The organism is Ruegeria sp. ABD4_443 (assembly GCF_056160865.1).
On the sequence record NZ_JBSWYA010000003.1, the window covers coordinates 199,804 to 211,810 of the forward strand.

General features: G+C 62.8%; 12 protein-coding genes. 1 reads left to right on the top strand and 11 read right to left on the bottom strand.

Features of this window, described 5'->3' with window-relative positions; translation table 11 throughout:
- Positions 1–35: 35 nt before the first annotated feature.
- The gene (gene pcaQ / locus ACXAG8_RS08070) at positions 36–956 is read left to right on the top strand and encodes a pca operon transcription factor PcaQ (protein WP_475223320.1); all 921 of its coding nucleotides are present in this window, start codon (positions 36–38) and stop codon (positions 954–956) included.
- Here the strand turns inward: pcaQ and ACXAG8_RS08075 are convergent.
- From ACXAG8_RS08075 to ACXAG8_RS08125, 11 genes are all read right to left on the bottom strand, one after another.
- Positions 953–2,236 (bottom strand): flavin-dependent oxidoreductase, encoded by a 1,284-nt coding sequence (locus tag ACXAG8_RS08075; RefSeq protein ID WP_475223321.1) that lies wholly within the window; start codon positions 2,234–2,236, stop codon positions 953–955. The two genes, pcaQ and ACXAG8_RS08075, sit on opposite strands and share 4 nt — an antisense overlap.
- Before the next feature lie 71 nt (positions 2,237–2,307).
- Complete coding sequence (locus ACXAG8_RS08080; RefSeq protein WP_475223323.1) at positions 2,308–3,837, bottom strand: acyl-CoA dehydrogenase family protein; 1,530 nt, start codon at positions 3,835–3,837, stop codon at positions 2,308–2,310.
- A gap of 50 nt (positions 3,838–3,887) precedes the next feature.
- On the bottom strand, positions 3,888–4,757 hold the full coding sequence (locus ACXAG8_RS08085; protein WP_475223326.1) for an alpha/beta fold hydrolase: 870 nt from the start codon (positions 4,755–4,757) through the stop codon (positions 3,888–3,890).
- Positions 4,758–4,799: 42 nt separating this feature from the next.
- A complete protein-coding gene (locus tag ACXAG8_RS08090; RefSeq protein ID WP_475223328.1) occupies positions 4,800–5,264 on the bottom strand; it encodes a DUF3237 domain-containing protein in 465 nt (154 codons plus the stop codon).
- The gene (locus ACXAG8_RS08095) at positions 5,264–6,139 is read right to left on the bottom strand and encodes an amidohydrolase family protein (RefSeq protein ID WP_475223332.1); all 876 of its coding nucleotides are present in this window, start codon (positions 6,137–6,139) and stop codon (positions 5,264–5,266) included. Before ACXAG8_RS08095 ends, ACXAG8_RS08090 begins: the two co-directional genes overlap by 1 nt.
- A 15-nt stretch (positions 6,140–6,154) precedes the next feature.
- On the bottom strand, positions 6,155–7,972 hold the full coding sequence (locus ACXAG8_RS08100; protein ID WP_475223333.1) for a feruloyl-CoA synthase: 1,818 nt from the start codon (positions 7,970–7,972) through the stop codon (positions 6,155–6,157).
- A 2-nt stretch (positions 7,973–7,974) separates the two neighbouring features.
- The gene (locus ACXAG8_RS08105) at positions 7,975–8,457 is read right to left on the bottom strand and encodes a MarR family winged helix-turn-helix transcriptional regulator (protein ID WP_475223334.1); all 483 of its coding nucleotides are present in this window, start codon (positions 8,455–8,457) and stop codon (positions 7,975–7,977) included.
- Between the two features lie 4 nt (positions 8,458–8,461).
- Positions 8,462–9,229, bottom strand: a complete 768-nt coding sequence (locus ACXAG8_RS08110; RefSeq protein WP_475223335.1) for a crotonase/enoyl-CoA hydratase family protein — start codon at positions 9,227–9,229, stop codon at positions 8,462–8,464.
- Between the two features lie 10 nt (positions 9,230–9,239).
- Positions 9,240–10,004 carry an SDR family NAD(P)-dependent oxidoreductase gene (locus tag ACXAG8_RS08115; protein ID WP_475223336.1) on the bottom strand — a complete coding sequence of 255 codons (765 nt, stop codon included), beginning with the start codon at positions 10,002–10,004 and terminating at the stop codon, positions 9,240–9,242.
- Positions 10,005–10,094: 90 nt separating this feature from the next.
- Positions 10,095–11,408 (bottom strand): TRAP transporter large permease, encoded by a 1,314-nt coding sequence (locus tag ACXAG8_RS08120; RefSeq protein ID WP_475223337.1) that lies wholly within the window; start codon positions 11,406–11,408, stop codon positions 10,095–10,097.
- A complete protein-coding gene (locus tag ACXAG8_RS08125) occupies positions 11,405–11,989 on the bottom strand; it encodes a TRAP transporter small permease (protein WP_475223338.1) in 585 nt (194 codons plus the stop codon). Before ACXAG8_RS08125 ends, ACXAG8_RS08120 begins: the two co-directional genes overlap by 4 nt.
- Positions 11,990–12,007 lie beyond the last annotated feature (18 nt).

The following is a 12,007-nucleotide window of genomic DNA, read 5'->3' on the forward strand; positions in this document are numbered from 1 at the left end:
TTAAATCCGTTTTAATTTCAGAAACGAGAAAGTAAATGATCGACCGCCGTATCAAGTTCCGTCATATCCAGTGCTTTGTCGAAATCTGCCGGGAACAAAGCCTGAAGGTTGCGGCGGAAAAGCTGTTTCTGACCCAGCCTGCGATTTCGAAAACGCTCAAGGAGCTGGAAGAGATCATGGGCGCGACCCTGCTTTTGCGCAACCGCGCGGGCGTTTCCCTGACCAAGCAGGGTGAGGTGTTCCTGCATTTCGCCGAAATGTCGCTGGCCGCCATTCAGCAGGGGCTGACCGGGGTGGAACAGGTTGGCACGCAAGGCCGGACCCGCCTGTCGGTGGGGGCCCTGCCTTCCGTCGCGGCGCGGCTGATGCCAAGCGTTTTCGCCGAGTTCATGGAGCTTGCCCCGCAGACCAACCTGCGGATCATGGACGGGCCGCACGGATACCTGGTCGAAAGGTTGCGGTTGGGCGAGCTGGACCTGGTCATCGGGCGGCTGGGGCAGCCGGACACGATGCAGGGGATTACCTTTACCCAGCTATACGAGGAACGGGTTGAATTCGTGGTGCGCGCGGGGCATCCGCTGCTGAACAAGCCCGACCTCAAGCGGATTGGCGAATGGCAGGTGATCTACCCGCCCGAAGGGTCCGCGATCCGGCCCCTGGTGGACCGATACCTGATCGCCCACGGGGTTGGGGATATCGAACACAGGCTGGAAAGCGTATCTGGCGCGTTCGGGCGCGTATACACCCGGCAGTCGGACGCGATCTGGATCATCTCGGCAGGGGTTGTCGCCAATGAAATCGCCGATGGCCGGATGGTTGCGCTGCCGTTCGATACGACGATCACGCGGGGCCCTGTCGGGCTGATGCACCGGCCCGATGAAATCCTGTCGCCGCAGGCGCAGGTGTTCAGTCTTGCGGTCAATACCGCGCTCAGGCGGCTGGGCCTGCAATCCTAGCCGCCCAGACGGGCATCCGGTGCAATCGTCGGCGGTGCGTCGTTCAGCGCATCGCGGGCGAACCCGGCGGCGGCCTTGTACCGGGCCATGAACTCGGCCCGTTCCGCGGCGGGAATGACGGCATCAATATCGTCGAACGTGCCGCCACAGCGGTCGTTGACCATGTTCAACAGGCCAAACGGCCCGGCCCCCCGGTTGCGCAGGATGAGTTCGGACACAGGTTCGCGCAAGGCGGCGTCAAAGGCGCTCAGCGCCGCTGCACCCACACCGTGTTCCAGCAGCTTTGCGCCCAGGATGCGGGCGTCGATGATGGCCTGGCTGGCGCCGTTCGAACCGGTGGGATACATTGCGTGTGCCGCGTCTCCGATCAGGCCCACGGGGCCGTCGACCCAGGTGTCGATCGGGTCACGGTCGATCATCGGGTTTTCATAGGTGACATCCGCCCCGCCAATCAGCGCGGGAACATCCAGCCAGTCGTAATCCCAGCCGTCGAAATGATGGGCAAAGTCACTGGTATCGACCTGCCGGAACCATCCCGTTGTCTCATGCGCGGCGGGATCGTCATAGGTAACCTCGGCGATCCAGTTCACCAGCGCCAGGCCGGTTTGGGGGTCGGGGTGCGAGATCGGATAGATCACCATCCGGTGCTTATGCGTGCCCAGCCCGACAAAGGACGACCCCGTGCGGACCGGTTTGGCCAGCGTTGTACCGCGCCACATGACGGCACCGCCCCAATGGATCGGGGGCTGGTCGGGATGCATCTGGGCGCGAATGGCCGAATGGATGCCGTCGGCCCCGATCAAAAGCGTTCCGGTTTCGCGCGCGGGCCCGTCCTCGGTCTGCAACTGAACCGAAACCGTGCCGTCGGGGTTCACCTCGTACCCGGTCGCCCGCGTGCCAAGGCGCACGGCATCCTGTCCGGCGCGCTGCACAAACCTGTGGTAGAGCGCCATGTGGAACGCGCCGCGATGTACCGCGTATTGCGGCCAGTTATACCCGGCATGGGTGCCGCGCGGTTCTGCATAGATCTCTTGCCCGTTCAACCCGACCAGCGCCCATTCCTGTGCGGGCACCCCGAACGTATCAAGGTCATCTGCGGTAAAGCCCAGGTCGAACAATTCGCGCACGGCATTGGGTTGCAGGTTGATCCCGACGCCGAGGGGGCGCAGGTTGCGGACGCTTTCGAACACAACACAGTCCACGCCGATCTGATGCAGGGTCAGCGCCAGGGACAGCCCGCCAATTCCTCCGCCGGCGATCAGCACTTTGTGTTCGGACATGATAGGCGCCTTTCCGGCTGTTCAGACTAGGGTTCACTGGCCGCGCATTCTTGCCCCGTTCGGGCGAAGCCTCAACCGCAAATGCGCCTGATCCTGTCTGGCGCGTCGTGATGATCGGCGGCGGCGCGCAGCCGGGCGCCGATGCAGGTCAGGACAGTGTCGATCGTGGTTTGCATGAATGCATGCGCCTGCGCCGCGCCGTCCTGATCTGCCAGTTGAGCGCGTGCCGATTGCCATATGTCCAGCGCCCGGGAAATCTCGGCACCCCCCCAGCGCGCGCTTTCCTGTGCGACGAAACCTGCAAAGGCGTCACCCGCCGGTCCCGGCGCAAGCCGGGTCGCCAGCATGCGCGCATGGATGCCATTGGCACCTTCATAGATCGAGGTGATCCGCGCGTCGCGATAGGTCTGTTCCAGCCGGTATTCGCGCAGATAGCCATAGCCGCCCAGAACCTGCATGCCCAGTTCCGCCGCCTTGATCCCGGCCTCGGTGCAATAGACCTTGGCGACCGGGGTCAGGAAATCGACCAGGTCGGGGGCCGTTTCCGATTCCATGGTGACAAAGGCCAGATGCGCCAGGCCGCGGCCACTGATCGCCAGCCAGTCGATCTGATCCAGCATGCGGCGCACGTCGGCATGTTGGTCCAAGGTCACGGCGCTGCCGTCCGGGCCGCGCCCCTGCACGCGCTCGGCGGCATAGGCGCAGGCGATGTCGTAAGACCGCGCCGCGTGGGCAACGCCCTGCAGGGCCACGTCAAGCCGGGCGTGGTTCATCATGGTGAACATGGCCATCAGCCCCTGGCCTTCGGCGCCGATCAGCTCGGCCTCGGCCCCGTCAAAGGCCAGCTGGCAGGTGGGCGAGGCGTGCAGCCCCATCTTTTCCTCGATCCGCGTCACGGCAATTGAATTGCGGCTGCCATCGGCACGGGTGCAGGGGCACAGGAACAGCGACAGGCCCTTGATCCCGTCATCCGAGGTGCGCGCCAACACCAGATGCAGGATGCGGTCGCTCATGTTCTGGTCGCCGCCCGAGATGAATATCTTTTCACCCGAGATGACCCAGCCATCGCCCGCAGGCGTGGCCTTGCAGCGCACGCGCGACAGGTCTGACCCGGCCTCGGGTTCGGTCAGGCACATGGTGGCCAGCGTGTCACCCGACGCCAGCGGGGGAATAAACCGCGCTTTTTGATCCGCCGTGCCGAACCGCAGCAGGGTGCGCACGGCGCCGGGAACCAGCCCGGCCACCATCTGCAGGCTGTGGTTTGCACCCGAAAACACCTCGGACGTGATCGCCAGCATCAGCGCACCCAGACCCTGCCCGCCGAATTCCTCGGGCGCGGTCAGCGACGGCCAACCCTGTTCGGAATAGGCCGCATATGCCGTGTCAAACCCATCGGGCATCATGACCCGACCGTTTTCCAGCCTGCATCCCTGCATGTCGCCGGGTTCGTCCAGCGGCGCGATTTCGCCCTGGGCGAAGGCCGCGAAATGCGCGCCTATTTCCCCGGCAAGGTCTGTGTCCCAATCCGGCAGATCGGTTGCCTGGGCCACATGGTCGAGCGAGAACAGGATATCCCCAAGCGGGGCTTCGAACGGTTTCATTCAATCTCTCCGAAACAGGTGAACGCGGTGCCGAAAGGGTCGGTCTTCAGCTATTTGTCGCTTGCGAACGCGGCCTTGAGAAACGCGATGACCGGGGCAACCTCGGTGTTGAACCCGTCACCGCCGTGGCTGGCGCCCTCGACCCGGCGCAGGTCGACCTGGCTTGCGCCCGGGCGCGCCTGCATCGCCGCAAACAGGCGTTCCGTCTGCAAGGGCGAGACCACGAAATCCTCGGTGCCATGCACCAAAAGGGTTGGCGGCAGCGGCGTATCCCCGGCCAGGGTGTCCAGAAAGAACACCGGGCTTGCCGCGTCGGCCAGGGCCTTGTTTTCAGCCACAGGTGCCCCGATCAGCAGGGATTCAGGCGTTGGTTCCTCGGCAAGGTTGCCCTTGTCGGTCACGTCATCGGCGCTGCGGTCGGGGATGAGAGCATACAGGTCAGACGGCGCATACCACGACACCAGCGCGTCCAGCCGGGTATCGGGCGATTGCGCCTGATCAAACGCGGCCCATAGGGCCAGATGCGCCCCCGAGGACTGACCCCAGACGGCAACTTCGGACGCGTCATAGCCATAGGTTTCGCCATTTTCGCGGACAAAGTCGAAGGCCTTGCGCAAATCATCCAGCTGCGCCGGCCATATGGCTTCGTCGGTGAAGGTATAGTTGATCGAGGCGATGGCGATCCCGGCATCCAGCAAAAGGTTCACCCGGTCGTGCAGCTCGATTTGGGTCTTGTCGTTGCGAAACCAGCGGCCGCCGTGAATGAAAACGACGATGGGCGGGTTGCTCACCTCGTCGGGCACATAGATGTCCAATTGGTTGCGCGCCTTGTCGCCATAAGCGACATCGGAAAACGTCGCGGCCGATACTCCGGTCGCGAACAGAGCAGACAGCGCGGCGGCCAAGATATAGCTTTTCATGGTTCTGTTCCTTTGCGTTTGTGCTGTGTTGGTGACCGCGTCCTAGCGGACCCGGTAATAGTCGATTTCGACAGCCGACGCGCGGCGAATGCCCGAGCAGATGAACAGGGCGTGATTGACCCAGGCGTACCGGTCGTCCCCGGTTTCCAGGCGCGCGGCCGTGCGCATGTAATAGTGCGACGGGTCCACATCCTGGCCCGCCGCCAGCTTGGTCATGACCTCGGGCGGGCCGTGGCGGGTTCCGATATTCACGATCTCGATGACAGCGCCATCATGGGTCTTCACGGCATAGCGTGTGTCCAGATGCGCGGCCCCGTCGGCAAAAATCGTCTGCCAGTCCGCCCCGAGGTTCATCACCTCGCCCGTTATGTCCGGCCCCAGCGCGGCCCCGCCGATGATCGGGATGATCCGCCGCTGCCCCGCGCGGCCCTGACCCATCTCGATCGGGGCGGCCAGTTCGACCCGTAAGGTAAAGGCGTGGGTCAGCGACGGGGCAGGGGGCTGCATCAGTCCGCCAGCCCCAGCAGGCGGGCGGCATTGCCCTTGATGATGTCCGGGCGCAGCTCGTCCTTGATGTTGATCTTTTCGAAATCCGACAGCCAGCGTTCGGGTGTGATCATCGGCCAGTCCGACCCGAACAACACCTTTTTCTTGAGGATCGAGTTGCAGTATTTCACCAGGATTTCCGGGAAATACTTGGGAGACCAGCCGGACAGGTCGATATAGACGTTGGGCTTGTGCTGGGCCACGGCCAGCGCCTCTTCCTGCCAGGGGAAGGACGGGTGCGCGAGGATGATTTTCATGTCGGGAAAGTCGACCGCGACATCATCCATATACATCGGGTTCGAGTATTTCAGGCGCATCCCGTTGCCAGCCCGCATGCCCGACCCGACGCCGGTCTGGCCGGTATGAAACAGCGCGATGCCGCCTTCTTCGGCGATTGCCTCATACAGGCCGTATGCCATGCGGTCATTGGGGTAAAAGCCCTGCATCGTGGGGTGAAACTTGAACCCTTTGATGCCGAAATCCCGGATCAGGCGGCGCGCTTCGCGGGCGCCCATCTTGCCCTTGTGCGGGTCGATCGAGGCAAACGGGATCAGCACGTCGTCGTTTTCTGCCGCAAGCTCGGCCACTTCTTCGTTCTTGTAGCGCCGGTACCCGGTTTCGCGCTCGGCATCGACCGGAAAGATCACCGCGGCGATGTTCTGGTCGCGGTAATGCTGCGCGGTTTGCGGCACGGTCGGCGGGTGGCTCCAGGGCGCGCCGAAATAGCTGGCCATGGTCGCCTGCAGATCGTCATACCCGTCATCCGAATGGCATCCGCAGGGTTCTTCGGCGTGGGTATGAATATCGATCGCGCGAACCTTGGTAATATCGACCATCTGTCCGTTCCTTTCTCAGATCGTGACTGTTGCCGGGTCGGCGTCGTCATAAAGCCGTTCCAGCAATTTCTGGCGCCGTGTCAGCACCTTGCGGAAATTCAGGTTGCCCTTGGCCGTCATTTCACCCTCGGGCATCGAGGCCGGTTCGCTCAGGACGATGGCGCGCCCGACCCGCGTAGAGCTGCCCGAAATCTCGCGCGCGCGCTCGGCCAGGCGGCGTTGGATCTCGCCCTGCAACAGCTTGCAGCGATAGGCCCCTTCGTCGTCGGTCAGGTCAAAGCCCTCGCGTTTCAGCTCGCCCACATCGGGGAAGACCATGACGCCGATCTCGTTGCGGTCGGCGCCGGTGATGACCAGGTCGGCCGCAAGCGGGGCAAGGCAGGTCAGCATGTCCATACGCAGCTGCGCGGCCCGCACCCATGTCCCGGTCAAAAGCTTGAAATCCTCGGAAATCCGGCCGTCGAATTTCATGCCCTTGTTCACATCGTCCCGGTCGATGAACTGCATCGCGTCGCCGGTGATGAAAAAGCCTTCGTCGTCGAACGCATCCGCCGTCTTTTCGGGATCGTTGAAATATCCGGGCATCAGGTTGGGCCCCTTGATGCGCATTTCACAGCGCATGTCCTCGTCCGGGATCAGCTTGAGCGTGACGCCGTTCATTGGCACGCCAACAACACCCGAGCGGTCGATCGGTTCGCTTTGCATCATGGTGGCAGGCGCGGTTTCGGTCAGCCCCCAGGACGAGGTCATCAGGGGGATTTCGCCTTTGACCTCCATCGCCATCTGTTCGAACCCCGACCAGATATCCTGTGGCAGGGACGCGCCGGCATAAAAGACCAGGTCAAGGTCCTGAAAGAACCGCTGGCGCAGCGCGGTGTCCTGCTGCAATGCACCCAGCAGCATGCCGTACCCCACGGGGACGTTGAAGCTGAGCGTGCCGGTAACCATCGAGAGGTTTTCCAGCGTGCGGTCGAACAGGCCCTTCACCGGTTTGCCGTCGTCGATGTAGAAACTGCCGCCATTGGCCAGCATCATGTTGAAATTGTGCGATCCGCCAAAAACGTGGTTCCACGGCAGCCAGTCAACCACGCGTGGCGGGCGGGCGCGCAGAAACGGCAGGGCGTCGGCCAGCATGGTCTGGTTCACGCACATCATCCGCTGGGTCGTGACCACACCCTTTGGGGCAGAGGTCGATCCGCTGGTCATCAGGATCTTGGCGACCGAATCCGGGCCGACCTTGGCATAGGCGGCGTCCAGGTCAACACTGGCATCCCCCTTGAGCAGCGTGTCAAAGGGTGTCACGGCCGTGTTGCTGCCGGTCCGGCTGGCCACGATCTCGATCCCGTCCAGCGCGTCCAGCGCCAGCGCCTCGCCATACTGATCCGCATCAACCACATAGGCCATTTTCGGGCCCACCAGTTCGATGGCATGGCGCAGGCGGCCATGGGCGCCATGGATCAACGCGTATTGTTCGGCCACGGGGGCGGTGGGCACGCCAACATATTGCGCCGCCAGGCTGAGCAGCCCGTGATCGACACCGTTGCCGGACATGATGATGATCGGTGTATCCGGCCCCATCCCGCGCGCCAGCAGCGCGCTGGCAATGGCGCGGACCTTTTGCAGCGTGGCCGCATAGCTTTCCTCGCGCCAGCCCGCACCGCTGCGTTCGGCGATAAAGGTCCGGTCCGGAGCCTCTTTGGCCCAGCGGTGCAGCCAGTCGCCGGTCTTGTCGGCAACCGGCCCCAGGTCATAGTTGGATTTCAGCAAGATGGTGCCGTCTGCGCGGTCTTCGCGGGACACGGAATGCGCAAGGTATTCAGAAGTGCGTTGCATGTTCAACTCCTTTGCCTGGCCTTTTCGATCACCCTGAGGGCGTCCAGAACGGTTGCGACGGTTGCATCATCCAGCCCGGCCAGCAATTCGACCTCGTGGGCGGTGACGGCGGCGACGGCCTTGTCATAAAGTTGCCGGCCGACCAGCGTCGCCCTGAGAGCATAGGCACGCCGGTCGGTCGGCACGCGGTCGCGAACGATCAGTTCGCGGCGTTCCAACTCGTCGATGATGACAACAAGATTGGGGCGCTCGATGTCCATCGCATCCGCAAGCTGCGATTGCCGCAGGCCGGGATTGTCGACGATAAGAACCAGGGCCGTATAGGTCAGCATACGCAGGTCAAAGGGCCGCAAGGTTGCGGTCAGGTCGTCCTGAACCACGTTGAAGGCGCGTTTCATGCGGTAGCCGACAAAGCTGCGCAGCGTGGTGTCGCTGACGGTTGGCTTGTCCGGTGATGGCTGTTTGCGAGAGTGTTCCCGTGTCATGGGATCACCTGAAATTCGGGGCGCGTTTTTCAAGAAAGGCCCGCAGCCCCTCTTGCGCATCCGGTGTCGTTTGCGACAGGGCAGCGGCCAGCGATTCCGTGAACAGACCGTCGCCTTGTGACATCTCGTTGATCCGGGCGATGGCCTGGATCATCAGATAGTTCGACAACGGTGCGTTGCGGGAAATCTTGCCCGCCAGTTTTTGCGCCAGCGCCAGGGCCTCGCCTTCGCCCACGGCGTAATGCGCCAGACCCAGCGCGACGCCTTCTTCGGCGCCGTATTTGCGGCCCGTCAGCATCATTTCGGTCATCCGGTCAGCGCCCAACAGACGGCCAACCCGCGCGGTGGCACCGCCGCCGACAAAGATGCCGCGACGGCCTTCGGGCAGCTGGAACATGGTCGATGGTTCTGCAATCCGCACATGGGTTGCCGATGCAAGTTCAAGCCCGCCGCCGATCACTGCGCCGAACATGGCGGAAACCACGACCAGCCCGCCCAGCTGGATCTTGTCCATGACGCTGTGCCAGTGGCGGGAATGGTGCAGGTTCTCTTCGGCCGAGCGGTGGACATGTTCCGACAGGTCCAGCCCCGAGCAATAGTGCCCCGCCGTGCCGGTCAGGATCACAACGCGCACGTCCTTGGGGGGTGCGGAAAAGAAACCGTCCAGCGCGACCAGCAGTTCCTCGCACATTGCGTTCCGCTTGTCGGGGCGATTCATGGTCAGGGTCGCGATGGGGCCGTCGACGGCGACGTTCAGGATGTCAGTTGCCATTGTGATCTCCTTAGCGGGGGGGCAGGCGCACGGCGCCGTCCAGACGAATGGTGGTGCCGTTCAGGAACGGGTTCTCTGCGATCTGCCCGGCCAGCAAGGCGAACTCATGCGCTTCGCCAAGGCGGGCGGGAAAGGGGATGTTGGCCGTGATCTTGGCGGCGACCTCTTCCGGCAGACCTTCCATCATCGGGGTGTGGAACAGGCCCGGCGCAATCGCCATGACCCGGATGCCCGTTTGTGCGAATTCACGCGCAGCAGGCAGGCACATCGAGGCGATGGCCCCCTTGGATGCGGCATAAGCGGCCTGACCCAACTGCCCGTCCTGCCAGGCGACCGACGCGGTGTTGATGATCACGCCGCGTTCGCCATCCTTCAGCGGGTCCAGCTGCGCCATGCGCATGGCTGCGTGGCTCATGACGTTGTAGGTGCCAAAAAGGTTCACGCGCAGGGTTCGTTCGAACACGTCAAAGGACAGCTTGTTTTCACGCCCCACGATCCGCGCGGCCATGCCGACACCGGCACAGCTGATCGACACACGGGGCGCTGACCCGAAATGCGCGGTTGCGGCGTCAAAGGCGTCGCCGACGGCGGCTTGGTCGCTGACATCGGCCTGCAGGGCCAGGCCACCGATCTCGTCCGCGACGGTCTTGGCGCCGTCTGCGTTGAAATCCAGAACGGCAACCTTTGCGCCCTGGGCGGCAAAGTGCCGGGCGGTTGCAGCACCCAATCCGCTGCCGCCACCGGTGACCAGCACGACGCTTTCACTTATCTGCATGACGAAACCTCGGTTTTGGTATGATCAATCATTGGTATGCCTCATATCTAAATTCCTGCGGATCGGGCGGGACCCGCAGCAACCGGTTTGCTAGGGGATAAGGAACAGGGTGATGGCCGGGAACAGAACCAGGATGATGACGCGGACGATGTCCGAAGTGACAAACCACATCACCGCCTTATAGGTCTGAACCATCGGGGTGGACCGATCCATGGCGTTGATGATGAACAGGTTCATGCCAACAGGCGGCGTGATCAGCCCGACCTCGACCACGATCAGCACCAATATGCCGAACCAGATCGCCACATGCTCGGGGCTCATCCCGAAATCCAGCGCGCTGATGACCGGAAAGAAGATCGGAATTGTCAGCAGGATCATCGAGAGACTGTCCATCAAGCAGCCGAAGATCAGGTAGAACACCAGGATCAGGCTCAGGACCATCCACGGGCTGAGACCCAGGCTGACGACCCAGCCGGACAGTTCCTGCGGCACCTGGGTCAGGGCCAGGAAGCTGTTGTAAAGCCCCGCGCCCAGCACGATGAAGAAGATCATCGCGGTGCTGGTGGCCGTGGCAATGATGCTTTCGACAAATACCTGCCAGTTCAGGTTCCCCGACACCAGAGCGATGACGCCGGTGCCCGCGGCACCCACGGCCGCGCCTTCGGTTGGGGTGAACCATCCCAGGTAGATCCCGCCGACGACCAGCCCAAAGACCAGCAGAACCGGCCATACATCCAGCAGCGCCCGCATGCGCTCGGCGTATGGGATCGCTTCACGCGTTCCGGCAGCATCGGGGTACATGCGCACATAGATCGAGATGGTGATGATATAGCCAAGTGCCGCCAGCAGGCCGGGCACGAAGGCGGCCAGAAACAGTTTGGCGATGTTCTGTTCGGTCAGGATCGCATAGATCACCAGGATCACCGAAGGTGGGATCAGGATCCCCAGCGTCCCGCCTGCGGCCAGTGTCGCGGTGGAAAACCCGCCGGAATAACCATAGCGGCGCAGCTCGGGCAGGGCGACGCGGCTCATCGTGGCGGCGGTGGCCAGCGACGACCCGCAAATGGCGCCGAACCCCGCGCAGGCCCCGACCGCGGCCATCGCGACACCGCCCTTGCGGTGGCCCAGCCAGCTTTCGGCGGCTTTGAACAGGGCCGAGGACATGCCCGACAGGGTGGCGAACTGCCCCATCAGCAGGAACATCGGGATGATGGTCAGCGAATAGCTGGAAAAGGTCGAATAGGTCTCGGTTTTGAGCTTGGCCATGAACATGTTGGGGCCGCCCATGGCGAAATACAGCCCACCGATCCCGCACAGCAGCATGGCCAGGCCAATCGGCGCACGCAGGAAAATCATGATCAGCAGGACGGGGAAGGACATGTAGCCCATTTCAAGCATGGTCAATGTGCGGCCTCCCCGCGATAGGGCAGGATGTGCCGCCCGGTGATAAGTTCGATGACCTGTGCAATCGCGCAATAGATGGCGACAAGCGATGCGACCAGAGCGGCAACAAAGCTCAGCCCATAGGCCCACCAGACAGGAAATTGCAGCAGGAACGTGGTCTCGCCATAGTCGAGCTTGCTTTGCAGGCCGACATACAGACGCCAGGTGATCAACAGGATGACCAGCGACAGGATGATTTCCCAGAACGTGACGATCACCTTGTTTGCCTTGTCAGGCAGGACATTGGTGAACACGTCGACCGTGGCGTGCGACCCGTAAAGCTGACAGATCGGCAGGAACGAGAATATGGCAAAGGCAACACCGGCTTCGACCAGTTCAAAGTCACCGGTGACCGGGCCGACACCTGTCGCAATCAGGACGTGCGCGGCAGACTCGGACAGGGCGGTCAGGAACTCTGAATGCCCCAGAGTGTTCAGGCCACGCCCCAGGACGCTGATACAGGTCAGCACGACCAGGGCCGTCAGGACCAGACCACCGAGAATGGCCATGAAACGCGCGATGCGTTCTACCATCTTGTTCATGATACTCTCCGGAAAAAG

Excerpts from the sequence above, each read along its gene's own strand:
- ACXAG8_RS08075 (WP_475223321.1), bottom strand. The coding sequence starts at position 2,236 with ATGTCCGAACACAAAGTGCTGATCGCCGGCGGAGGAATTGGCGGGCTG.
- ACXAG8_RS08110 (WP_475223335.1), bottom strand. The coding sequence starts at position 9,229 with ATGGCAACTGACATCCTGAACGTCGCCGTCGACGGCCCCATCGCGACC.
- ACXAG8_RS08080 (WP_475223323.1), bottom strand. The coding sequence starts at position 3,837 with ATGAAACCGTTCGAAGCCCCGCTTGGGGATATCCTGTTCTCGCTCGAC.
- ACXAG8_RS08085 (WP_475223326.1), bottom strand. The coding sequence starts at position 4,757 with ATGAAAAGCTATATCTTGGCCGCCGCGCTGTCTGCTCTGTTCGCGACC.
- ACXAG8_RS08105 (WP_475223334.1), bottom strand. The coding sequence starts at position 8,457 with ATGACACGGGAACACTCTCGCAAACAGCCATCACCGGACAAGCCAACC.
- ACXAG8_RS08125 (WP_475223338.1), bottom strand. The coding sequence starts at position 11,989 with ATGAACAAGATGGTAGAACGCATCGCGCGTTTCATGGCCATTCTCGGT.
- ACXAG8_RS08090 (WP_475223328.1), bottom strand. The coding sequence starts at position 5,264 with ATGCAGCCCCCTGCCCCGTCGCTGACCCACGCCTTTACCTTACGGGTC.
- pcaQ (WP_475223320.1), top strand. The coding sequence starts at position 36 with ATGATCGACCGCCGTATCAAGTTCCGTCATATCCAGTGCTTTGTCGAA.
- ACXAG8_RS08100 (WP_475223333.1), bottom strand. The coding sequence starts at position 7,972 with ATGCAACGCACTTCTGAATACCTTGCGCATTCCGTGTCCCGCGAAGAC.
- ACXAG8_RS08095 (WP_475223332.1), bottom strand. The coding sequence starts at position 6,139 with ATGGTCGATATTACCAAGGTTCGCGCGATCGATATTCATACCCACGCC.
- ACXAG8_RS08115 (WP_475223336.1), bottom strand. The coding sequence starts at position 10,004 with ATGCAGATAAGTGAAAGCGTCGTGCTGGTCACCGGTGGCGGCAGCGGA.